The following is a 19948-nucleotide window of genomic DNA, read 5'->3' as shown; positions in this document are numbered from 1 at the left end:
CGCAGAGCCGTTGCGGGAGGTTGCAAAGATGTGCGCTGGATTGCCTTCAGTGGTGGCACGACAGCCCCAGGATAGCGCCTATGGCCAACTTCTCAGGCGGCTCGATCAGGCACTGGATATGGCGCACACCCGGCAGTGGTTGAACAATTCCCCTGAGTCGCCACGCGATCTTGAATTACGCGGACTTAGTCCCGAGGAAATGGCGCTGCTGCTGCAAATTCTGGTCGCGATCTCGCTGCGTACGCCGCTACCGGGCCTGGCGCCGCCGCCACGCAAGCGGCAGCAGCACTAATAGCGCGAGCACCACCAACGGCCAGCTGCGCCACTGCAGATAGGGTGTCTGGCCGCTCATCGGCTGCACCTCACCAATCAGCACTTCCTGCTGAAATTGCGGAATCCGCTGGCGGATGGTGCCGCGCGGATCAATCAACGCGGTGACGCCGTTGTTGGTTGCGCGGATCATCCAGCGCTGGCTTTCCATGGCGCGCATCTGCGCCATCTGCAGGTGCTGCAGTGGGCCGATTGATGAGCCGAACCAGCTGTCGTTGCTGATGGTGATCAGCAAATCGCTTTGGGCGGCCAGTTTGGCAGCAAAGTCCGGGTAGACCGCTTCGTAGCAGATCAGTGGCGCCAGTTTGTAGCCGGCTGCCTGCAGTGGCGGCTGGTCGGCGGGGCCGCGGCTGAAGCTGGACATCGGCAGGTTAAAGAAGTCGATCAGGCCGCGCAGCAGGTCTTCCAGTGGCACGTACTCACCAAAGGGCACCAGTTTCTGCTTCAGGTACTCGCTGCGTGGCTCGCTGCCACCGACCATGATGCCGTTATAGATGCGCATGCCGTTTTCGTCGTGGGTATCGACCGGGATGCCGGTGATCAGGGTGCGACCTTCCTGGGCCAGATTGGCGGCGATGCCCTCGACGAAGTACAGCGATTGGCTCTGCAATACCGGCACCGCGGTTTCCGGCCAGACCACCAGATCGGTAGGTGGTTGGGCGTAGGTCAGGTCGCGGTACAGCTCCAGTGTGTGGGTGATGTAGGCCGGGTCCCACTTGTCGGATTGGGCGATGTTGGCCTGCACCAGATTGACGCTCAGGCGCTTGCCGACGGGTTGGGTCCAGTCGACGTACTGCAACAGCAGTCCGCCGCACCAGAACACCGCAATCAGAGCGGCAACGGCAACGGCCTGCAGCGGGCGCCGAAACAGCTGCCATTCGCTGAGCAGGCAGGCGACCAGCACCGACATCACGCCCAGCAGCCAGACACCGCCGACGGGTGCCCAGCCGGCTAGCCAGCTGTGGCTGTGGGCGTAACCGTGATACAGCCAGGGGAAACCGGTCAGGAACCAGCTGCGGAACATCTCTTGGGCAAACCACAGCAGAGCAAAGCTCAGACTGCTCAGCCACGCCCCTTGTGGGCGTAGAAAACGCACCCAAAGCCAGGCCATCAGGGCAAAGAAGCAGGACAGCCCCAGCTCCAGTCCGCCGGTCAGGAAGGCAGCCAGCGGCGGTGAGGCATTGCCGTGCACGTGGATGCTGATGTAAATCCAGGACACCCCCGAAGCGAACAGCCCCAGCCCCCAAGCGCCACCGCGCAACGCAGCCTGCTTTGGAGTGACTTCCTTGAGCCCCTGATACAGGAGGGCAACCGAGAGCATACCCAGCGGCCACAGGTTGTAGGGGGCGAAGGACAAGGTGCTGAGCGCGCCGGCGAGCAGCGCGATCAGGTGGCCGACAAAACCGGGGCCGCGCAGGCGGCTCAGCAGGGCATGCATGGGGATGTCCTTAGCGCGGAAGGCTCAGCGGTTGACCAGGGTGACGCGCAGCAGGTGAACCCGGCGGCTGTCGGCGTTCAGGACGCGAACCCGGAAGCCATCCAGCTCAACCACTTCGTTGCGCTTGGGCAAATGGCCAAAGGCGTTCATCACCAGGCCGCCGACGGTGTCGAATTCCTCGTCCGAGAAGTCGGTCTCGAAGTGTTCGTTGAACTCTTCGATCGGGGTCAGGCCCTTGACCAGATAGTCGCCACTGGGCAGCGGTTTGATCTGGCTGTCTTCGTCAACGTCGTGCTCGTCTTCGATATCGCCGACGATCTGCTCCAGCACGTCTTCAATGGTCACCAGACCGGAAACGCCGCCGTATTCGTCAATCACCACCGCCATGTGGTTGCGGGTGGCGCGGAATTCCTTGAGCAGGACGTTGAGGCGCTTGGATTCCGGAACGAAGGTTGGTGAGCGGACGATGTCCTTGATGTTGAAACGATCAGTATTGTCTTCCAGTAGCAGCGGCAGCAGATCCTTGGCCAGCAGGATGCCGATAACGTCATCGATGCTTTCGCCGATGACCGGGAAGCGCGAGTGCGCCGCTTCAATCACCGCTGGCAGGAACTCGCGGGGGCTCTGGTTTGCCTTGATGGTAGTCATCTGCGAGCGCGGCACCATAATGTCGCGGACTTGCATGTCCGAGACCTGGAGCGCACCTTCGATGATCGACAGGGCCTCGATATCCAGGACCTCGTTACTGTGCGCTTCGCGCAGCAGTTCGAGCAGCTCCTGGCGGTTCTTGGGTTCATGGACAAAAGCCTGGACCAGCTTATCCAGCCACGACTTATGTCCGTTGGTCGATCGATCTTCGCTCATTGATCCTTACTCATCATCTTCAAGATAGGGGTCGGCTATGCCGAGTTCTGCCAGCAATTCCCGTTCCAGGGCTTCCATCTCTTCTGCATCGGCGTCTTCGATGTGATCGTAGCCGAGCAGGTGCAGGCAGCCGTGGATGACCATGTGCGCCCAGTGGGCGAACAGGGGTTTGCCCTGCTCGTCGGCTTCACGGGCGACTACGGGGACGCAGATCACCAGGTCGCCAAGCAACGGCAGGTCAAGTTCGGGGGGCAGGTCGGCAGGAAAGGACAATACGTTGGTGGCGTAGTCCTTGCCGCGATAGGTGCTGTTCAGCTGGCGGCCCTCATCGGCATCCACCAAGCGGATAGTCAGTTCACGGTCGGTGCCGGTACCTAGTGCCAGCCCGACCCAGCGTATGAAGCTGTCGTCGTCAGGCTGATCCGGAGCGCTGGAAGCGCGCTGGATGTCGAGTTCAATGCTCATTTCGGCGCTCCTGGCGAGCGGCTTCCTGCAGCGCGTCGAAGCGGTCGTAGGCTTCAACGATGCGTTGCACCAGCGGATGGCGTACCACGTCCTTGGACTGGAAGTGGGTGAAGCCGATGCCCTTGACGTCTTTGAGTACCTCGGCGACATGGGCCAGGCCTGAACGGGTGCCGCGTGGCAGGTCGACCTGGGTAATGTCACCGGTGATCACGGCAGTCGAGCCGAAGCCGATACGGGTCAGGAACATCTTCATCTGCTCAACCGTGGTGTTCTGCGATTCGTCGAGAATGATGAAGCTGTTGTTCAGCGTACGGCCGCGCATGTAGGCCAGTGGCGCGATCTCGATAACTTGGCGTTCGATCAGCTTGATCACCTGCTCAAAGCCCAGCATCTCGTAGAGCGCGTCATACAGCGGGCGCAGATAGGGGTCGATCTTCTGCGCCAGATCACCCGGCAGGAAGCCGAGCTTCTCGCCGGCCTCAACCGCCGGGCGTACCAGCAGGATGCGGCTGATCTGCTCGCGCTCCAGCGCATCCACTGCACAGGCCACCGCCAGATAGGTCTTGCCGGTACCGGCCGGGCCGATACCAAAATTGATGTCGTGCTCCTGAATCGAGCGCAGGTACTTCTGCTGATTCGGGCCGCGCGGCTGAATGCTCATCTTGCGGGTACGCAGGATCACCGGTTTGTGTTCGTCACCCTTGCTCAGGCTTTCACTCAGGCTCTCGAGCCCTGACTCCTGCAGGTACAGGTGCACGGTGTCTGGGCTCAGGTCGTCGGTATCGCGGGTTTCGCGGTACAGCTGGCGCAGAACGGCTTCGGCCGAGCGGGTCAGGGAGTCGTCGCCGATCAGCTCGAAGTGATTGCCGCGGTTGCGGACTTCGATGCCGAGTCGCTGTTCGATCAGGCGGAGATTTTCATCGAACTGGCCGCAAAGACTGGCAAAGCGGCGGGGATCGACAGGTTCGATGCTGAAGCGATGAATATGCTGGGGCGCGTTCAAAATAGTCCGTTGGTCGCCATATGGCACTGGGAAGCGCACAGGATAGCGCGCAAATATCCCGCTGCAAAGACCCGCCCATCCGTGCTGATCATTGAGATGTCAGCACGGCGGTGACGGACTTGCAGCGAGGGCGGGGCACACCGGTTCAGTGTGCCGTGTCGCTGATCAGAGTGCCGCGCAGTGAGTGTGGCAGCGCCTCTTCGATGTGGACGTCGACGAACTGGCCGATCAGGCCAGGATTGTCGCAGCGGAAATTGACTACCCGGTTATGCTCGGTGCGGCCCTGCAGCATGCCCGGGTCCTTCTTCGAGAAGTCGCTGACCAGAATGCGCTGGGTGCTGCCGACCATGCGGCGGCTGTTCTCAAAGCCCTGCTGATTCAGGCGTGCCTGGAGAATCTGCAGCCGCTGCTTCTTGGTCTCCATCGGTGTGTCGTCGTTCAGATCGGCCGCCGGGGTGCCCGGGCGTGCGCTGTAGATGAACGAGTAGGAGAAGTCGAAGCCGACGTCCTCGACCAGTTTCATGGTCTGTTCGAAATCACGGTCGGTTTCACCCGGGAAGCCGATAATGAAGTCCGAGCTGAGGATAATATCCGGTACCGCCGCTTTCAGCTTGCGGATGCGCGACTTGTATTCCAGTGCGGTGTGGTTGCGCTTCATCGCCGCCAGTACGCGGTCGGAACCCGATTGCACCGGCAGGTGCAGGTATTTCACCAGCTTCGGAATTTCGGCGTGGGCCTGGATGATGGCATCGGAAAATTCCAGCGGGTGGCTGGTGGTGTAGCGAATACGCTCAATCCCGTCGATCGCCGCAACAGCGTGCAGCAGGTCGGCAAAGTCGGTGCCGTCAAAACGGTAGCCATTGACGTTCTGACCCAGCAGGGTGACTTCCTTGACGCCGTTCTCGGCCAGGTGAACGATCTCGCTCAGGACGTCGGCCAGCGGGCGACTGACTTCCTCGCCGCGGGTGTAGGGCACCACGCAGAAGCTGCAGTACTTGCTGCAACCTTCCATGATCGAGACAAAGGCGGTTGGACCATCCACCCGCGGCTCGGGCAGGGCGTCGAACTTCTCGATCTCCGGGAAGCTGACATCCACCTGCGGCTGCTGGGTAGTGCGCGCTGCGTTGATCATTTCGGGCAGGCGGTGCAGGGTTTGTGGGCCAAATACGACGTCAACGTAGGAAGCACGGTCGCGGATCGCGGTGCCTTCCTGGCTGGCCACGCAGCCGCCAACGCCGATGATCAGCTCCGGGTTCTTCTCCTTTAGCGGGCGCCAGCGGCCCAGCTCGGAAAAGACTTTCTCCTGAGCCTTCTCGCGGATGGAGCAGGTGTTGAGCAGGATGACATCCGCCTCATCGGGGTTGTCGGTCAGCTCCATTGCCTGATGTTCGCCGAGTAGGTCTGCCATACGCGAGCTGTCATACTCGTTCATCTGGCAACCGTGGGTCTGAATAAAGAGTTTCTTGGCCATGGGAATGTGCTGGGGGCTAGCTGGGAAAAGGGGCGATTATACACACATCTGCTTCTGCCGCCCCCTGTGCTATGATGCGCGCCCGCCGAGCGGCTGATGCCGCGGTGTCCTTTCACGTTTTTCAAGGTGTTGATCAACCCGTCATGAGCAAAGAAAAGCAACCGGTTTTCCGGGTCATCTTCCAGAACCAGGGACAGGTGTTCGAGCTTTACGCCCAGCAGATATTTCAGAGTGAGCTGTGGGGGTTCATGGAAATCGAAGAGCTGATTTTCGGCGAGCGCTCACAGATGCTGGTTGATCCGGCCGAAGAGAAACTGAAAAATCAGTTTGACGGGGTCAAGCGCAGCTTCATTCCCGTGCACTCAATCATTCGTATTGATGAGGTTGAGCGCGTCGGTACACCGAAGATCACTGACGCTCAGGGCGGTAGCAACATCATGCACTTCCCGATGCCGCCGCGTAACGACAGCTGATCAAGTGCGCAGGCAGGGTTACTCCTGCTCCTCCAGCTGCTCCGTCTCGTTACTCAGGTCGTTGTTGGTGCGCGGGACGACGGGTGTTTCCTGCTCCAGCGTGCCGCTGAGCTGTTCTTCGCGAATCTGCGCCAGGTAATCCCGAAACAGCATGCCCAGCACGTGATTGGCGACCTGGATTTCCTGGGCGTTCATTTCCTGGCTGACCATGTCAGCAGCGTCGATTGCCGCGTCGTTGCCGTTCACGGCAGCCATCTTCAGGATGATGTAGGCCTGCGGCAGGTTGCGCGGGATACCCTGGCCGCTGAAGTGCATCATGCCCAGCAGGTACTGCGCTCTGGGCTCACCCTGAATCGAGGCTTTCTCCAGCCACTGCAGCGAGGTGGCAAAGTCCCGCTCGACGCGTTCGCCGCGGTAGTACAGCTGGCCCAGTTCGAACTGGGCTAGCGTATCCCCGCGCTCGGCAGCTTGCCGACAGGCTTCCAGTGCCATCGGCAGGCTCTCGTCGTCCACCCGCTCGAATGCGCAGCGGTCGCTGGCACTGATTAGTAACGGATTGTCTGACTCGGCCAGCACCGGGGCCGTTGGCAGCATGAGCAGGCCGGAGAAAGCAACGAGCTTGAGCAGGCGACGCATGGTGGGTTCAAGACCTCGGCAAATGGTCGGCAGAAACGGGTTGTGCTCTATTGTGCGCCTGTTCGCTCAACAGTCCAACCGTCAACGCCGCCCCGAGCAGCGCCGGAAATAGCCAGAGCAGGGTCTGGCCCGGCGCGAACAGGTCGGCCAGCGGCGCGGTGCCCGGTTTCAGCAGGGGCGCCAGGGTACCAAGAGCGCATAGCAGCGCGGCGGGTAGCGCCCGGCGGTCCTGCCTGAAGACCAGCAGGCAGCCTATGAGCATGAACAGCACCGCAGCGCTGTTGATGGCCCATTGGTAGCCGAACAGCTGATCCATCCGGCGCAACAGTTCAAAGGCGGCCATCAGACCAAGCAGAATGCGGCCCCACATTGCCGGTTGCCATTGCAGGCCGCGGCCGAGGAAGAACGCCGCCAGACCCAACAACGGCAGGCTGATGTTCTGCGCCGCCAGGCCGAGGATGCGCTGGGTGTGTTCCAGTTCCTGGGCCAGCGCGCCCAGACTCAACAGCAGGCTGGCCGCCGCGGCCAGGCCTAGACCCAGCAGCGCCGCGGTGATGGCGCCGCCAGCCGGCGTGGCCAGAGGTGTGCGCTGTCGCCACAGCCACAGGCTGGCGGCGATCAGCGTCAGGGTCAGCACGCCGTAGGCGAGTTGGCTCATAGCGCGGCGAAGGCCTTTTCGGCAGCGTCCAGGGTCAGCTGCAGTTCGGCATCGCCGTGGGCAATGGAAGTGAAGCCGGCCTCAAAGGCGCTGGGTGCCAGATAGACACCGCCATCGAGCATCAGATGGAAGAACCGCTTGAAACGCTCCACGTCGCTGGCCATAACGTCCTCAAAGGTGACGATGTCGTCGGCGCCGGAGAAGTACAGGCCGAACATCGCACCTGCCTGAGTGGTCACGAAGGGCACGCCAGCGGCATCGGCGCGTTCCTGCAGGCCGGCCAGCATGCGGCTGGTATAGGCGCTCAGCTCGTCATGGAAACCTGGGCGGTTGATCAGGCGCAGGGTGGTCAGGCCGGCTGCCATCGCCAGCGGGTTACCGGACAAGGTGCCAGCCTGATAGACCGGGCCGAGCGGGGCGATGCATTCCATCACGGCGCGCTTGCCGCCGAAGCAGCCGACCGGCATGCCGCCACCGATGATTTTGCCGAAGGTAGTCAGGTCCGGCGTGACACCGTAGTGCGCCTGCGCGCCACCAAGGGCCACGCGGAAACCGGTCATCACCTCGTCGAAAATCAGCACCACGCCGTGCTCGTCACAGGCCTCGCGCAGGCCCTGCAGGAAGCCGGGCGCCGGCGGCACGCAGTTCATGTTGCCAGCGACCGGCTCGACGATGATGCAGGCAACCTGCTCGCCGACGTCGGCCAGGGTGCTGCGCACCGCTTCGATGTCGTTGAAGGGCAGGGTCAGGGTGTGTTTGGCGAAGTCGGCTGGCACGCCGGCGGAGCTGGGTACGCCCTGGGTCAGCAGACCGGAGCCGGCTTTGACCAGCAGGCTGTCGGAGTGACCGTGGTAGCAGCCCTCGAACTTGATGATGCTGTCGCGGCCGGTGTAGCCACGGGCCAGGCGGATGGCGCTCATGGTCGCCTCGGTGCCGGAGCTGACCATGCGCACCATATCCATCGACGGCACCAGCGAGCAGACCAGCTCGGCCATCTCGGTCTCCAGCGCAGTCGGCGCACCGTAGGACAGGCCGTGCTGCAGCTGGTTGCGCACTGCGTCGAGCACGTCCGGGTGGCTATGACCGAGGATCATCGGCCCCCAAGAGCCGACGTAGTCGACATAGCGCTTGTCGTCTTCATCAATGACGTAGGCGCCCTCGGCGTGCTTGAAGAACAGCGGTGTGCCACCGACGCTCTTGAAGGCGCGGACCGGTGAATTGACGCCGCCCGGGATGTGTTTCTGGGCGCTGGCAAACAGGGATTCGGAACGGGACATGGTCAAGTCTCTCAGGATGCGTGAATGAGTTGGCTGAACTGACGGGCGCGGTGCTGCACCGTCTCAGCGTCGGGGGCGCCGAACAGGCCGTTGATCACGGCCAGATAGTCGGTGCCGGCGTCGAGCAGGGTCGACGCGTTGTCCAGGGTGATGCCGCCGATGGCGATAATGGGTACCGAAAATTGCTGCCGAGCTGATCGTAGCAATTCGGGTGTTGCTGCGGGCGCGCCCGGCTTGGTCACCGAATTAAAGAAGCGGCCGAAGGCGATATAGCTGGCACCGTCTTCCAGGGCGCGTTCGGCCAGCTGCAGGCTGGCGTGGCAGGTGCCGCCGATCAGTGCGTCAGGGCCCAGCTGCTGGCGCGCTTCGCGCAACGAGCCGTCGTCCTGGCCCAGATGCAGACCGACGCCGAGCTGGTCGGCCAGCGCCAGATCATCGTTGATCAGCAGTTGGCAATCATGCGCGCAGCACAGTTCGGCGAGCTGGCTCGCTTCGGCCAGGCGCTTGCCGGCATCGCCAGACTTGTCGCGGTACTGCAGCCAGCGCGCGCCGCCGAGCAGCGCGGCTTCGACGTAGGGCAGCAGCTTGCCGTCTGCCAGCAGGGCGCTGTCAGTAATGGCGTAAAGGCCGCGCTCGCTCACGAGCAGAAGTCCAGCGGCAGGCGGCGCGGCACGTACTGGCCATGGCCGGGCTGCTCGGCATCACGCAGGGTGCGCCAGGTGTAGTCGAGGGACGAGCGCACCGCGCTGACCAGGCCTTCGCCGAGGGCCAGGCGCCCGGCCAGTGTGCTCGCCAGAGTGCATCCGGAGCCGTGATAGCTGCCGGGCAGGCGTGGACAGGTGAAGTCATGCTTGCTGCCATCGGCGCAGTAGAGGCGGTTGTGGATTTCGGCCTCGTCGCCGTGACCGCCGGTGATCAGCAGGTGGCGAATGTAGGGCAGCAGCTTGGCCGCACATTCATCGGCACTGCCGTCCGGCAGTTCGGCGAGAATGCGCGCTTCCGGCAGGTTCGGCGTGGCGATGGTGGCGACCGGGAACAGGCGCTCGCGAATGGCGAAGCCAACATCGTCCTTGCCCAGCGAGCCGCCGCCACCGGCCCGCAGCACCGGGTCGCAAACCAACGGCGCATCGGGCAGTCGCAGCATCAGCTCCAGCACCGTATCGACCATCTCTACCGAACCGAGCATGCCCAGCTTGACCGCCGAAACCGGCATGTCGCTAATGACCTTGTTGGCCTGTGCCATGACCCATTCGCGGTCGAGGACCCGGAAGTCACTAACGTCGACGGTGTCCTGCACGGTCAGGGCGGTTACCGTGGGGGCGGCGTGGCAGCCCTGCGCGATCAGCGCTTCAATGTCTGCCTGCAGGCCAGCGCCACCGCTCGGATCGTGGCCGGAAAGGCATAGAACGACGGGCTTGAACGGGTTGGGTTGGGTCATGGCAAGGTGTTCCGCATGCTGACGGGTGGTTAGCCAGCACTGAGGTTGAATCAGTGCTGGCATGACAGCGCGCTAGCATACCATTTTGCCCGCCCAACGGGGCGTTCAGGCGCTGCGCAGATGCAGTCTCTGTTGTGCCGAATCGTAACGCCAGTGTGGCCGCCCCGGCTGCAACTCGACGCCGCCGACCCAGTAGCCGGTAGCGCGGCTGGCGAAGCCATCGGTTTTGCCGCGCAACACAGCCTGACCCTGCGAGCTCAGCTCAATGATGCGCTGGGGCCAGTCCGCCGCGCTGTCGTCGATGCGCAGCAGCGGCGTCGGGCCGGTCAGCAACGGCTGCAGCAGCCACCAGTACATCAGGTCGCCGAGATAGGGCAGCGGCTCGTCACGCCTCATCAATGTGGCAAAGACCTTGCCTGCAGGCAGGGCACCCTCGCGCTGGAGAATCTGCAGGATCAGGCGCTCGGTCAGCCCGAGTCCGTCATGCAGTCCCGGTAGTTGCTGCAGATGCCGGTGCAGGGCTTTGCCAAGCATCGGCAGGGCGGGCGTGCCGGTTTGAATCAGGGCCAGCAGGGCGCTCGGATCATCTGCTGTCAGCGCGTGCCAGGCGTCGCTGCCGAGCTGGAGCAGTTCGGGTTGTATCGATTTGCGCTGCGGCCAAAGCCAGCTCAGCACCTCCGGTGCGAGTTGGCCAATGCCGATAAAGCGCTCCACCCCCGGCACCTGATCGACGGCAATCAGCTGCAGCTCGGCAGCAGGCTGCAACTCGCGCAGGCGATGCAGCAGGTAAGCGAGAATCAGTTGGTCGTAGCTGTCGTGCTCGAACCACAGCACGATACGTTGATACTGATCGAGCTTGAGTAGTGTGCCGTAACCCTGTTGCTGGCGGCCCAGCGCGTCGGCGGGCGCCAGATTGAATGCGTCAGCAAGAAAGGCCGCGCGCTCGCGCAGCAGGGTTTGCGGGTCGCTGTCGCTCAGCGGGCCGATGCAGAATGGGTCGGAAAATTCGAGAAAGTCACCGTGCAAGCCTGCGGTGCGCAAGCTGTGCTGAATATCGCTACCGCAGCGGATGTGCAGGGTCTTGCGGTCCAGGTCGCCCTCGCGTTGCAGTCGCTGATTGGCCAGGCTGATGCTCTCGATGTGTTGCTTGAGCCTGGGCCAACTGGCAAAGCCGCATTCACGGGCAATGACCCATTGGGCGTCGGCTAGCCGCAGCGTCGCGCTGCGTGGCGGTATCCACTGGCTGAGGCGGGTCAGGGCAGCCCGTTCGCCCGCGTTGACGGCCTTGAGCAATTCCTTGGCACGCTTGCGTTGTTGTTCAAGATTGAGGCGGCCGTTGCTGATGGGCCGGGTGTTGCTACTGGACATACGATCCCCTTATCGGGCCTGTGTCCGCCTGGCAGGCTGGGTGTCGTATGGGTGACTCAAAATGAGGTACAGCGGGCGCAGCCCTTTCCGCGAACGGGGACGCTTTGCAGCGTGCGAGGGAGCATCGCTTGCTGCGCGAACATTGTCAATAACGGCGGTTTTGGCTCGTCAGGCCACTGGTGCTTGATGGTCGTTCAGTAAATAGTTCGACTACTGAGCTACGCTCATGGTTAAAAGACGAACAAGAACAGGTGTTGTATGAAAGCCATCGATCAGTGGTTTGATGAATATGGTGAAAGCCACCGTAACCCCTTCAACAAGTTGACACACTGGATCTGTGTGCCGCTGATTACCTTCAGCGTGCTCGGTTTGCTCTGGGCAATTCATCCTTGGGTCGCGATGGTTGCGGTCGCCGCGGCGCTGGTCTTTTACCTGCTGTTGTCGTGGCAAATCGGCTTGGCAATGCTGGTGGTCAGTCTGCTGATGCTACTGGGGCTGAGCTTGATGTCGAATGTGTTCTGGTGGTCGCTGGGGATCTTTGTGCTGGCCTGGATCGGTCAGTTCATCGGCCATCACGTCGAAGGTAAGAAGCCGTCCTTCTTCAAAGACCTGCAGTTTCTGCTGATTGGTCCTGCCTGGCTGCTGGGCTTTCTATTCGGGTTGGCGGGCGTACGGTATTAATCAGAAAGGCGCCGGAAGGCGCCTTTTTATTGCCGCTACGACAGCTGGTGTTTCATTACCTTGCCATTGGCGTTACGCGGTAGCACGGTCGTCTCGGCGTACAGGCGCGGCCGCTTGTAGTCCGCTAGCAGTGGTTCAAGAAAGGCAGACAATTGCGCATGCAGGTCGGCAACTGACTCGCGCAGCACCACCACCGCTTTCACGGTCTCGCCCCACTGCGGGTGCGGTACGCCGAACACGGCGACTTCGACGATGTTCGGGTGACCTTCCAACGCGACTTCAATCTCCCGCGGGTAGACATTCACACCGCCGGAAATAATCAGTTCCTTGGCGCGGCCCAGCACCCAGTAATAGCCATCGGCGTCGCGACGGGCGAGGTCGCCCGAGTCCAGCCAGCCGTCGCTGTGCAGGCACTCGGCGGTGGCTTCGGGTTTGTTCCAGTAGCCAAGCATCATGCCTTCGGTGCGGATCTGGATCTGGCCGGTACCTTCACCTTCCACTTCCTTGCCGTGCTCGTCGATCAAGCGCAGCTCGGTGTGCAGCGCACCGCGGCGGCCGATCGAGCCGGCTTTGCCAGGGTGCTCGTCCGGCATCATGATGGTGCCGCTGGGGCCTGCTTCGGTCAGGCCGTAGACGCAGTACAGGCGGTCAGTGCGCATGCGTTCGGCAATCAGCCCGACCTGCTCGCTGGACAGCGGACCGCCGCCGTAGACCCAAGCCTGCATCGAGCTTATGTCACGGGCGGTGATGTCCGGCTGTTGGGCGGTCATCAGGAAGGCAATGGGTGCGCCAAAGAAGTGGGTAGTGCGCTCCTGCTCAACCGTGTCCAGCAGCTTGGGGTGAAATTCCGGCAATACCACGTGGGCTGCGCCAACATAGGTGCCGCCCAGTAAAAAGACGTTGAGTGGCGCCGAGTGGGTCAGCGGCATCATGTGCAACAGGCGGCTGTGCGGGCGCATGTCCATTTCTACTGCCGAGGCGGTGGCCACGGTCAGCAGGGCATGGTGGTGGAACAACACGCCTTTGGGCTTGCCCGTGGTGCCGGAGGTGTACAGCAGAGTGCAGGGCTGATCGGAGGGGATCTCGGCGACGTTCCAGCGGCTCTGCATGTCCAGAACCTGGGCGCCCGGCTGATCCAGACGCAGGCAGGGAGCCAAAGTGCTGGCACGGTCGGCGTGGTCGCCCTGGGCGATGACCAGACGGGCGTCACAATCACCCAGGATGTATTCCAGCTCTGCGGTTGTCAGGCGGGCGTTGACCGGTACGACAATCGCGCCAAGATTGATAACGGCAAAGTAGCTCAGTACCCAGCCATAGCTGTTGGGCATGTAGAGGGCAACGCGGTCGCCGCTGCCAATCTGGTACTGCTCATGCAGATGGGCTGCCAGACGCAGGCTCTGGTCGTGCAGCTCGGCCCAGCTGAGACGGCAGTCTGCGGTGATCAGCGCCTCGCCTGCGGGAAACTTGCGGGCGTTGACCGCTAGCAGCTTGGGAATGTTCATCGGGTAGCCATCCTGTTGTTGTCGTTGAGTGATGGGATCTTACGGTGTTGGTCTCAGCTGGAGCTTGGCAGTTCGCGCCACTCTCCCGGTTGCAGGTCGTCCAGGGCCCAGTCGCCGATGCGTATGCGTACCAGCCGCAGGGTTGGCAGGCCGACTGCGGCTGTCATACGGCGGACCTGCCGGTTGCGGCCTTCGCGGATGGTGATGGCCAGCCAACTGGTTGGAATGCTCTTGCGAAACCGCACCGGCGGGTTGCGCGGCCAAAGCGTCGGCTCATCGATCTGTTCGACCTCGGCCGGACGCGTGGGCCCGTCGTTCAGCTCCGGTCCTGCGCGCAGCTGCGCCAGCTGTTGCTCGCTCGGTTCGCCTTCGACCTGCACCCAGTAGGTCTTGGCCAACTTGTGTTTTGGATCGGTGATGCGCGCCTGCAGGCGACCGTCGTTGGTCAGCAGCAGCAGGCCCTCGCTGTCGCGGTCCAGTCGCCCGGCCGGGTAGACCCCGGGGATGTCGACATAGTCGCGCAATGTCGCCCGTCCATCCCCGTCGGTGAATTGGGTTAGTACATCGAAGGGCTTGTTCAGTGCGACCAGGCGCGGCTCCGCGGGCGGCGGCGCAGGTTTGCGACGAAAGCGCTGCGGCGGGCGTGTTTGAGCTGAGCGGGGGCGTTGCTTCATACGATTCCCTGATTAGATCGGCGGCGGTTGGCGGCAACTATTGTCCCTCTGTCTGGCTGCGACTGCCAGCGACAGACCCTAGGCCAGTCCTGCGGCCGAGACCACGGCGATGGTCACGGTGGCTTTGCTGAATAGCCGTTTCTTGCCGTCCTGCAGCGCAAATACTTCAGCCTCCACCACGCTGATCTGCTTGCCCGGCTTGAGTACTTCGGCGCGGCACAGAAGGGTGTCGCACAGGGCTGGGCGCAGCAGGTTGAGCTTGAACTCGACCGTCAGCGGGGCAAAGCCTTCCGGCACCAGGGTTGCAGCGGCCGCCCCGGCGCTATGGTCGGCGATGGTGCCTTGAACGCCTGCGTGCACGAAGCCGTTCTGCTGGCCGTGGCGATGCAAGATAGTGAGTTGGGTTTCTACCCAACCCGGCCCGCAGGCGACCAGTTGTACGCCAAGGTCGCCGAGAAAGGGGGCGCGGTCAAAGCCGTTGCGAACCAGCTCTTCGATCTGTTGCTGTGTTTTGTTCATGCGCGCGCCCTCACAGATTGGCTGGTGTTGAGCGGGCGACCAGAGCCTCAACATCTATGCCGCGTGGCAGCGTGCCGTAGGCCTGGCCGTGCTCGCCCAGACGGCTGGCGATAAAGGCGTCTGATACGGTGCTATTGCCGGCCTCGAGCAACAGTTTGGCCTGCAGCGCAATGGCGACATCTTCGGTCAGTTGGCGGGCGCGGTATTGAATGTCGTCGGTGTCGGCAAACTGCTGCTTGATGCGCTCGATACGCTGCTTGAGTGCGGTGGAATCGTGGCCGTCACCCAGCTCGGCAAACAGGGCATCGAGTACCCCGGGCTCCTTGGAGAGTGCACGCAGTACGTCCAGGCACTGCACATTGCCTGAGCCTTCCCAGATCGAGTTGACCGGCGCTTCACGGTACAGTCGCGGCAGGATGGTTTCCTCGACGTAACCAGCGCCGCCAAGGCATTCCTGCGCCTCATTGATCATTCCTGGCGCGCGCTTGCAGATCCAGTATTTGCCGATAGCGGTGACCAGCCGGGCGAACTTGTCCTCCTGCGCATCGTGGGCGTTGTCCAGAGCCTTGCCCATGCGCATAGTCAAGGCCAGCGCGGCTTCGCTTTCCAGCGCCAGATCGGCCAGCACGTTCTGCATCAGCGGCTGTTCGCTCAGCACCCGGGTGCCAACGCTGCGGTGGGCGCAGTGATGCGTCGCCTGGGTCAGCGCCTGGCGCATCAGCGAGCTGGAGCCGATCATGCAGTCAAAGCGGGTCAGCGAGACCATCTCGATGATGGTCGGAACGCCGCGACCTTCCGGGCCAATCATCCAGGCCAATGCGCCACGGTATTCGACTTCACTGGAGGCGTTGGCCCAGTTGCCGAGTTTGTTCTTCAGGCGTTGGACGTAGAACTCATTGCGGCTGCCGTCCGGGCGGTGACGCGGCAGCAGGAAGCAGCTGAGGCCCTTGTCGGTGTAGGCCAAGGTGAGGAAGGCATCGCACATCGGTGCCGAACAGAACCACTTGTGGCCGACCAGTTCATACGCCTGCCCCGGACCGCCGATACCGACCGGATAGGCGCGGGTGGTGTTGGCGCGCACGTCGGTACCGCCCTGTTTTTCGGTCATTGCCATGCCTATGGTGGCACCGGTCTTCTGCGCGATGGGCAGGTTGCGCGGGTCGTACTGGCCGGAGAGGATTTTCGGCAGCCAGGTTTCAGCGATATCCGGCTGCAGGCGCAGCGCCGGCACGCAGGCAAAGGTCATGGTCATTGGGCAACTGGTGCCAGCTTCAGCCTGGTTGTGCAGGTACATGGTGGCGGCGCGGGCGACCTGCGCGCCGGGACGTGGATCATTCCACGGCGCACTGGTGATTCCGGCCTGAATGCCGGCGCTCATCAGCTCGTGATAGGCCGGGTGGAAGTCAACCATGTCGACGCGGTGTCCATAGCGGTCGTGGCTTTTGAAAACCGGCTTGTTTTCGTTGGCGAGAAAGCCGGCTTCCATCAGCGTGCCGCCAGCCAACTGACCGTAAGCACTGAGCTGCTCGTCAGCCCAGCCACCGTGGTAGCGGCGCACCCACTCCTGCAAAGGCAGGTCGCTGCGGTACAGGTTCAGGCTGTCCAGCGGTGGCACCTGATTGGTGACCTCGTGGGTTTCGGCGTATTGGTGCAGCTGATTCATGGGACCTCCTTGGCGTTGATGGCGCGCAGACAGAAACGAACAATGGCGAGGGTGACCGCTTCCAGTGATTCACTGGGCAGGCCGCTCTCACGATCTGCACGGGCCTGCGGCGAGAGTGGGCCGACCAGCGATTCGGCTACGGCGCCAACCACGCAGGCGGATGTCAGTGGGATGTTTTCGACCTGGAAGCTGCCGTCGGCGATGCCCTCGGCGATCAACTCGCCGTAGAGCGAGGCGTAGGCCTGGCGGTAGTACAGGCGCTGGGTTTCGACCTCTTCCTCTGCCGGTTCGGCGATCAGTGCGTAGGCCAGCTGGCGGCTATGCCATGCGCGTGCAGCAAATTGGGTCAGGCCGTTGCGCAGGCGATCAGCCGCGCGGCCCTTGGCTTGAAACTGCTGTTTGAGGGTGTCGAGTTCCAGCCGGGTTGCCTTGATGAAAACGTCGGCAGCCAGTTCACCCTTGCCCGAGAAGTGCCGATACAGGCTGCCAGTAGCTACCCCGGCGCTGCGCGCCAGGGCGCTCATGGTCAGCGAGCTGAAGCCGCCTTCTGCGACCTGTTGTACGGCGCAGTCGAGGATATGTTCGCGCAACGCCTGATCGCGCTCGATACGGCTGGCGGTGGTGCGGTAGGCCATACTCTGAACCCTTGTTCACTTCTTTGTTGCCTAGTGAATCAGGATTCAGATGTTGGGTCAGCGGGGATAATGGTCAGAAAGGCGGCCGAATCGGTCAGTGCTCCAGCACCATGATCATGACTTCCTTGACGATGAAGGCGAACACGCCCAGGCCCAACGCAAAAAACAGCACCGCGGTGCCGTAGCGGCCAGCTTTGGATTCCTTGGCCAGATCCCAGACGATAAAACCCATGAAGGCGACAAGGCCAAAGATCATCAGGGGCATGGCAATGGCTTCGAACTGTTCGTAGTTCACGAGCGGCTCCGTTAGAAAAAGGGGGAGCGGCAGTATACCGGGTAGTCAGTCGTCCTGCGCGTACGGTTCTACTCAGTTGAGGCCAAGATGTTTCAGCGGCAGCTCGGTACTGGCGATGATCTGATTGAGTACGAAGCTGGAGCGGACGCTGGATACGCCTTCAATGCGGGTCAGCGTGCCCAGCAGCAGCTGCTGGTAGTGCTCCATGTCAGGTACCACCACCCGCAGGTGGTAGTCGGCATCCATCCCGGTGACCAGGCAACAGTCGAGCACCTCGGGACATTGGCCGATTATCTTCTCGAAGCCGGCAAAGCGCTCGGGGGTATGGCGGTCCATGCCGATCATCACGAAAGCCGTCAGTTTGAGGCCCAGCTTGGCTGGGTCAAGCAATGCGACCTGGCGTCGAATCAGGCCACTTTCCTCCAGTTGTTTGACTCGGCGCGAGCAGGGCGAAGGGGACAGACCGATGCGCTCGGCCAGCTCCTGATTGCTGATGCGGGCGTCGTGTTGCAGGGCGGCGAGAATCTTCAGATCGTAGCGATCGAGGTTGAGATTGTTCATGAATTTTACTCAATTGCGGTATTTTTAGTATTTTTAGTTTTTTATTGCTTATGGCGCAAGATTTTGTGCAAAAACAGGTAATTAATTTCGCGCGGATGAGGATAATATTTTCAACAGATTCAGCCGAAGCCGATCGTCCAGACCGCTTCGTCCACAAGGCGAAACGGGGCCGCAGCATCCAGAAGATGTGAGGCCAGTCGGTTACCCAGCCCACGAGGCACGGGAGTAAAGGCATCATTCCAAGAGAATGAAGGAGGACGTAAAAGGCGAGCTGCCCTGCAGGCAGCTCGCCTTTTTTATGCGTTTTTCAAGGTTCTTCACGGAGTTCGGGGTTATGTGCCATGGGGGATTTTGCCGAATGCGCTGATGGTGGTGTGTGCACTCAGGGTTCCTCCCGTTTACGCGGGCGAGTAGCGCAGTGAACCCGAAGGGCCGCGTAGCCGGGTGCCTGGGAGGATCGCAAAGGGGGGCTGGGCAAGCAGTCCCCTTTCGCTCTTGCTCTTTACCACGAAGTTTTATCATGTGAGCGCGAGGAAGCTACAAACCTCGGAGGCTCCCCCCGTTAATCCGTGATGAACCTTTTATGCGCTCACGCCGGGTCCTTGTGAACCAGCACGTCGGCCTGCGGGAAGCGCTCCATGATCGCCAGACGGACCTGTTCGCCTCGTGCGTGGGCGTCGGCCAGGGTCAGGGTGGCAGGCAGCTCCAGGTGCAGTTGCATGAACCAATGTTGGCCCGATTCGCGGGTGCGCAGGTCGTGAACGTCGATGACGTCCGGCACCGCGCGGGCAATGCGCAGCGCCTCGGCGCGCACCTCGTCCGGCAGCTCGTGGTCCATCAGAATCTGAATCGCATCCAGTCCGATACGTACCGCACCGTAGCCAATGAAGAGCGCAATACCCAGACCGAACAGCGCATCGGCCCGCTGAATACCGAGCTGGGCCAGCAGCAGCGCGGCGATGATGCTCAGGTTGAGCAACAGGTCCGAGCGATAGTGCAGTGAATCGGCGCCGACTGCAGTGGAGTTGGTGCGGGTGATTACATGCTTTTGAATGACCAGCAGGCCGAGGGTTGCGACAATCGAGAACACCATGACGGCGATGCCGGCCCAGGCGGTTTCCAGCGGCTCGGGGTGGAGCAGGCGGTTAATGCCCTGCAGCAACACCAGCACGGCCGAGCCGGTAATGAATGCCGATTGCGCCAGCCCGGCCAGAGCTTCAGCCTTGCCGTGGCCGAAACGGTGCTCCTTGTCGGCGGGTTTGAGTGCATAGCCAACGGCGAACAGGTTGATGATCGAGGCGGCGGCATCCATTAGCGAGTCGATCAGACCGGCCAGCAGGCTGACTGAGCCGGTTGACAGCCAGACGGTGGCTTTCAGGGCAATCAACACCAGTGCAACGGCCACCGATGCGCGGGTCGCCAGTCGCAGCAGGCGGGTCCGCTCTTCGCCAACAGCGTGTGGTTGGCTCATCAGCCGCGGCCTGTGTATTGCAGCATGGCCAGTTGGGCTGCTGAGTCGGCCTTGATCTGGCGCGCCTGTTCCAGGGGCAGGTCCTGTCCCAGTTCCTGTTTGAGGATCTGCTGCAGTGCAGCGGTATCGACTTGACCATTGGTATCGATGGCCTTGTTCAGCGTCGCGGGGGCAACACTGTACTTGCCGTCAGGCAGATAGATCGCACCGGTGGCGAAGTCGATACCAAAGGCAATCAGTCCGGGGATGATGAAAATCAGCAGGCCGATGCCGTTGAGAATGGCCACGCCCGGGTCGATCTGGCCACTGATCTGGCCGCGGCGCTCGGGGTAGAAGATGGTGCCGCAGGCACTGAGTTGTGTGATTAGGGCGCCGCAGAGGATGGCGGCAGACAGCGATTTGAGACGGCTATTCACGGAGCAGGACTCACGATAGAGGGTTGAACCAGCCGCATTAGCATAGCGGTCGCCCTGAGTGACGGAAAGCCCGCGCTCGCTATAATGCTGGCTCATTTCAATCAGCTCAG

Annotated in this window: 23 protein-coding genes; 3 read left to right on the top strand and 20 right to left on the bottom strand. The window is 62.1% G+C overall.

The annotated features are described in order from the left end of the window. Window positions 1–52: 52 nt before the first annotated feature. The gene (locus C1949_RS19255; RefSeq protein WP_146040289.1) at window positions 53–292 is read left to right on the top strand and encodes a hypothetical protein; all 240 of its coding nucleotides are present in this window, start codon (window positions 53–55) and stop codon (window positions 290–292) included. Here the strand turns inward: C1949_RS19255 and lnt are convergent. The 5 genes from lnt to miaB all read right to left on the bottom strand — a co-directional run bounded on the left by lnt (window position 248) and on the right by miaB (window position 5571). Next, the gene (gene lnt / locus C1949_RS04285; protein ID WP_104737241.1) at window positions 248–1768 is read right to left on the bottom strand and encodes an apolipoprotein N-acyltransferase; all 1521 of its coding nucleotides are present in this window, start codon (window positions 1766–1768) and stop codon (window positions 248–250) included. The two genes, C1949_RS19255 and lnt, sit on opposite strands and share 45 nt — an antisense overlap. A 24-nt stretch (window positions 1769–1792) precedes the next feature. Further along, window positions 1793–2632, bottom strand: a complete 840-nt coding sequence (locus C1949_RS04280) for a CorC family transporter (protein ID WP_104737240.1) — start codon at window positions 2630–2632, stop codon at window positions 1793–1795. A 6-nt stretch (window positions 2633–2638) separates the two neighbouring features. Next, window positions 2639–3097 (bottom strand): rRNA maturation RNase YbeY, encoded by a 459-nt coding sequence (gene ybeY, locus C1949_RS04275; protein ID WP_104737239.1) that lies wholly within the window; start codon window positions 3095–3097, stop codon window positions 2639–2641. Continuing rightward, window positions 3087–4100, bottom strand: coding sequence for a PhoH family protein (locus C1949_RS04270; RefSeq protein ID WP_104737238.1), 1014 nt, complete (start codon window positions 4098–4100; stop codon window positions 3087–3089). The genes ybeY and C1949_RS04270 overlap by 11 nt, the downstream gene beginning before the upstream one ends. A gap of 145 nt (window positions 4101–4245) precedes the next feature. After that, on the bottom strand, window positions 4246–5571 hold the full coding sequence (gene miaB / locus C1949_RS04265; protein ID WP_104737237.1) for a tRNA (N6-isopentenyl adenosine(37)-C2)-methylthiotransferase MiaB: 1326 nt from the start codon (window positions 5569–5571) through the stop codon (window positions 4246–4248). Window positions 5572–5714: 143 nt separating this feature from the next. On the opposite strand from miaB, the gene C1949_RS04260 reads away from it, so the two are divergent. After that, a complete protein-coding gene (locus C1949_RS04260) occupies window positions 5715–6044 on the top strand; it encodes a DUF1820 family protein (RefSeq protein ID WP_104737477.1) in 330 nt (109 codons plus the stop codon). An 18-nt stretch (window positions 6045–6062) separates the two neighbouring features. Here C1949_RS04260 and C1949_RS04255 read toward each other — a convergent pair whose 3' ends face one another. The 6 genes from C1949_RS04255 to C1949_RS04230 all read right to left on the bottom strand — a co-directional run bounded on the left by C1949_RS04255 (window position 6063) and on the right by C1949_RS04230 (window position 11421). Continuing rightward, a complete protein-coding gene (locus C1949_RS04255; RefSeq protein ID WP_104737236.1) occupies window positions 6063–6680 on the bottom strand; it encodes a tetratricopeptide repeat protein in 618 nt (205 codons plus the stop codon). A 7-nt stretch (window positions 6681–6687) separates the two neighbouring features. After that, entirely contained in the window at window positions 6688–7338 is a 651-nt protein-coding gene (locus C1949_RS04250; RefSeq protein WP_104737235.1) for a hypothetical protein, read from the bottom strand. Beyond that, a complete protein-coding gene (gene hemL / locus C1949_RS04245) occupies window positions 7335–8615 on the bottom strand; it encodes a glutamate-1-semialdehyde 2,1-aminomutase (protein WP_104737234.1) in 1281 nt (426 codons plus the stop codon). The genes C1949_RS04250 and hemL overlap by 4 nt, the downstream gene beginning before the upstream one ends. Window positions 8616–8626: 11 nt before the next feature. Continuing rightward, complete coding sequence (gene thiE, locus C1949_RS04240) at window positions 8627–9256, bottom strand: thiamine phosphate synthase (RefSeq protein WP_104737233.1); 630 nt, start codon at window positions 9254–9256, stop codon at window positions 8627–8629. Next, window positions 9253–10053 (bottom strand): hydroxymethylpyrimidine/phosphomethylpyrimidine kinase, encoded by an 801-nt coding sequence (locus C1949_RS04235; protein ID WP_104737232.1) that lies wholly within the window; start codon window positions 10051–10053, stop codon window positions 9253–9255. The genes thiE and C1949_RS04235 overlap by 4 nt, the downstream gene beginning before the upstream one ends. Before the next feature lie 105 nt (window positions 10054–10158). Beyond that, window positions 10159–11421: a DUF1835 domain-containing protein gene (locus C1949_RS04230; protein ID WP_104737231.1), complete on the bottom strand. Its 1263-nt coding sequence runs from the start codon at window positions 11419–11421 to the stop codon at window positions 10159–10161. Window positions 11422–11679: 258 nt separating this feature from the next. On the opposite strand from C1949_RS04230, the gene C1949_RS04225 reads away from it, so the two are divergent. After that, window positions 11680–12102, top strand: coding sequence for an Mpo1 family 2-hydroxy fatty acid dioxygenase (locus C1949_RS04225; RefSeq protein ID WP_104737230.1), 423 nt, complete (start codon window positions 11680–11682; stop codon window positions 12100–12102). 35 nt (window positions 12103–12137) lie between these two features. Here C1949_RS04225 and C1949_RS04220 read toward each other — a convergent pair whose 3' ends face one another. The 9 genes from C1949_RS04220 to C1949_RS04180 all read right to left on the bottom strand — a co-directional run bounded on the left by C1949_RS04220 (window position 12138) and on the right by C1949_RS04180 (window position 19934). Then, window positions 12138–13604 carry a class I adenylate-forming enzyme family protein gene (locus C1949_RS04220; protein WP_104737229.1) on the bottom strand — a complete coding sequence of 489 codons (1467 nt, stop codon included), beginning with the start codon at window positions 13602–13604 and terminating at the stop codon, window positions 12138–12140. 53 nt (window positions 13605–13657) lie between these two features. Then, window positions 13658–14278, bottom strand: coding sequence for a pseudouridine synthase (locus C1949_RS04215; RefSeq protein WP_104737228.1), 621 nt, complete (start codon window positions 14276–14278; stop codon window positions 13658–13660). Between the two features lie 78 nt (window positions 14279–14356). Further along, window positions 14357–14797 (bottom strand): PaaI family thioesterase, encoded by a 441-nt coding sequence (locus tag C1949_RS04210; RefSeq protein WP_104737227.1) that lies wholly within the window; start codon window positions 14795–14797, stop codon window positions 14357–14359. Between the two features lie 10 nt (window positions 14798–14807). Next, entirely contained in the window at window positions 14808–16460 is a 1653-nt protein-coding gene (locus C1949_RS04205; protein WP_104737226.1) for an acyl-CoA dehydrogenase family protein, read from the bottom strand. After that, entirely contained in the window at window positions 16457–17095 is a 639-nt protein-coding gene (locus C1949_RS04200; protein ID WP_104737225.1) for a TetR/AcrR family transcriptional regulator, read from the bottom strand. The genes C1949_RS04205 and C1949_RS04200 overlap by 4 nt, the downstream gene beginning before the upstream one ends. 94 nt (window positions 17096–17189) lie before the next feature. Beyond that, window positions 17190–17360, bottom strand: a complete 171-nt coding sequence (locus tag C1949_RS04195) for a DUF2788 domain-containing protein (RefSeq protein WP_088273917.1) — start codon at window positions 17358–17360, stop codon at window positions 17190–17192. A gap of 102 nt (window positions 17361–17462) precedes the next feature. Further along, the gene (locus C1949_RS04190; protein WP_104737224.1) at window positions 17463–17951 is read right to left on the bottom strand and encodes an Lrp/AsnC family transcriptional regulator; all 489 of its coding nucleotides are present in this window, start codon (window positions 17949–17951) and stop codon (window positions 17463–17465) included. 589 nt (window positions 17952–18540) lie between these two features. Beyond that, a complete protein-coding gene (locus C1949_RS04185; protein ID WP_104737223.1) occupies window positions 18541–19422 on the bottom strand; it encodes a cation diffusion facilitator family transporter in 882 nt (293 codons plus the stop codon). Further along, window positions 19422–19934 (bottom strand): polyribonucleotide nucleotidyltransferase, encoded by a 513-nt coding sequence (locus C1949_RS04180; protein WP_229744285.1) that lies wholly within the window; start codon window positions 19932–19934, stop codon window positions 19422–19424. The genes C1949_RS04185 and C1949_RS04180 overlap by 1 nt, the downstream gene beginning before the upstream one ends. Between the last annotated feature and the right edge of the window lie 14 nt (window positions 19935–19948).

This window comes from Halopseudomonas oceani (genome assembly GCF_002903165.1).
Classification (GTDB): domain Bacteria; phylum Pseudomonadota; class Gammaproteobacteria; order Pseudomonadales; family Pseudomonadaceae; genus Halopseudomonas; species Halopseudomonas oceani.
Note: the sequence above shows the minus strand (reverse complement) of the source record. Positions and strands in the feature narration are given on the sequence as shown.

Coding starts and splice junctions, on each gene's coding strand:
- lnt (WP_104737241.1), bottom strand. CDS start 1,768: ATGCATGCCCTGCTGAGCCGCCTGCGCGGCCCCGGTTTTGTCGGCCAC.
- C1949_RS04280 (WP_104737240.1), bottom strand. CDS start 2,632: ATGAGCGAAGATCGATCGACCAACGGACATAAGTCGTGGCTGGATAAG.
- ybeY (WP_104737239.1), bottom strand. CDS start 3,097: ATGAGCATTGAACTCGACATCCAGCGCGCTTCCAGCGCTCCGGATCAG.
- miaB (WP_104737237.1), bottom strand. CDS start 5,571: ATGGCCAAGAAACTCTTTATTCAGACCCACGGTTGCCAGATGAACGAG.
- C1949_RS04260 (WP_104737477.1), top strand. CDS start 5,715: ATGAGCAAAGAAAAGCAACCGGTTTTCCGGGTCATCTTCCAGAACCAG.
- C1949_RS04255 (WP_104737236.1), bottom strand. CDS start 6,680: ATGCGTCGCCTGCTCAAGCTCGTTGCTTTCTCCGGCCTGCTCATGCTG.
- C1949_RS04250 (WP_104737235.1), bottom strand. CDS start 7,338: ATGAGCCAACTCGCCTACGGCGTGCTGACCCTGACGCTGATCGCCGCC.
- hemL (WP_104737234.1), bottom strand. CDS start 8,615: ATGTCCCGTTCCGAATCCCTGTTTGCCAGCGCCCAGAAACACATCCCG.
- C1949_RS04235 (WP_104737232.1), bottom strand. CDS start 10,053: ATGACCCAACCCAACCCGTTCAAGCCCGTCGTTCTATGCCTTTCCGGC.
- C1949_RS04230 (WP_104737231.1), bottom strand. CDS start 11,421: ATGTCCAGTAGCAACACCCGGCCCATCAGCAACGGCCGCCTCAATCTT.
- C1949_RS04225 (WP_104737230.1), top strand. CDS start 11,680: ATGAAAGCCATCGATCAGTGGTTTGATGAATATGGTGAAAGCCACCGT.
- C1949_RS04220 (WP_104737229.1), bottom strand. CDS start 13,604: ATGAACATTCCCAAGCTGCTAGCGGTCAACGCCCGCAAGTTTCCCGCA.
- C1949_RS04215 (WP_104737228.1), bottom strand. CDS start 14,278: ATGAAGCAACGCCCCCGCTCAGCTCAAACACGCCCGCCGCAGCGCTTT.
- C1949_RS04210 (WP_104737227.1), bottom strand. CDS start 14,797: ATGAACAAAACACAGCAACAGATCGAAGAGCTGGTTCGCAACGGCTTT.
- C1949_RS04205 (WP_104737226.1), bottom strand. CDS start 16,460: ATGAATCAGCTGCACCAATACGCCGAAACCCACGAGGTCACCAATCAG.
- C1949_RS04200 (WP_104737225.1), bottom strand. CDS start 17,095: ATGGCCTACCGCACCACCGCCAGCCGTATCGAGCGCGATCAGGCGTTG.
- C1949_RS04195 (WP_088273917.1), bottom strand. CDS start 17,360: ATGCCCCTGATGATCTTTGGCCTTGTCGCCTTCATGGGTTTTATCGTC.
- C1949_RS04190 (WP_104737224.1), bottom strand. CDS start 17,951: ATGAACAATCTCAACCTCGATCGCTACGATCTGAAGATTCTCGCCGCC.
- C1949_RS04185 (WP_104737223.1), bottom strand. CDS start 19,422: ATGAGCCAACCACACGCTGTTGGCGAAGAGCGGACCCGCCTGCTGCGA.
- C1949_RS04180 (WP_229744285.1), bottom strand. CDS start 19,934: ATGAGCCAGCATTATAGCGAGCGCGGGCTTTCCGTCACTCAGGGCGAC.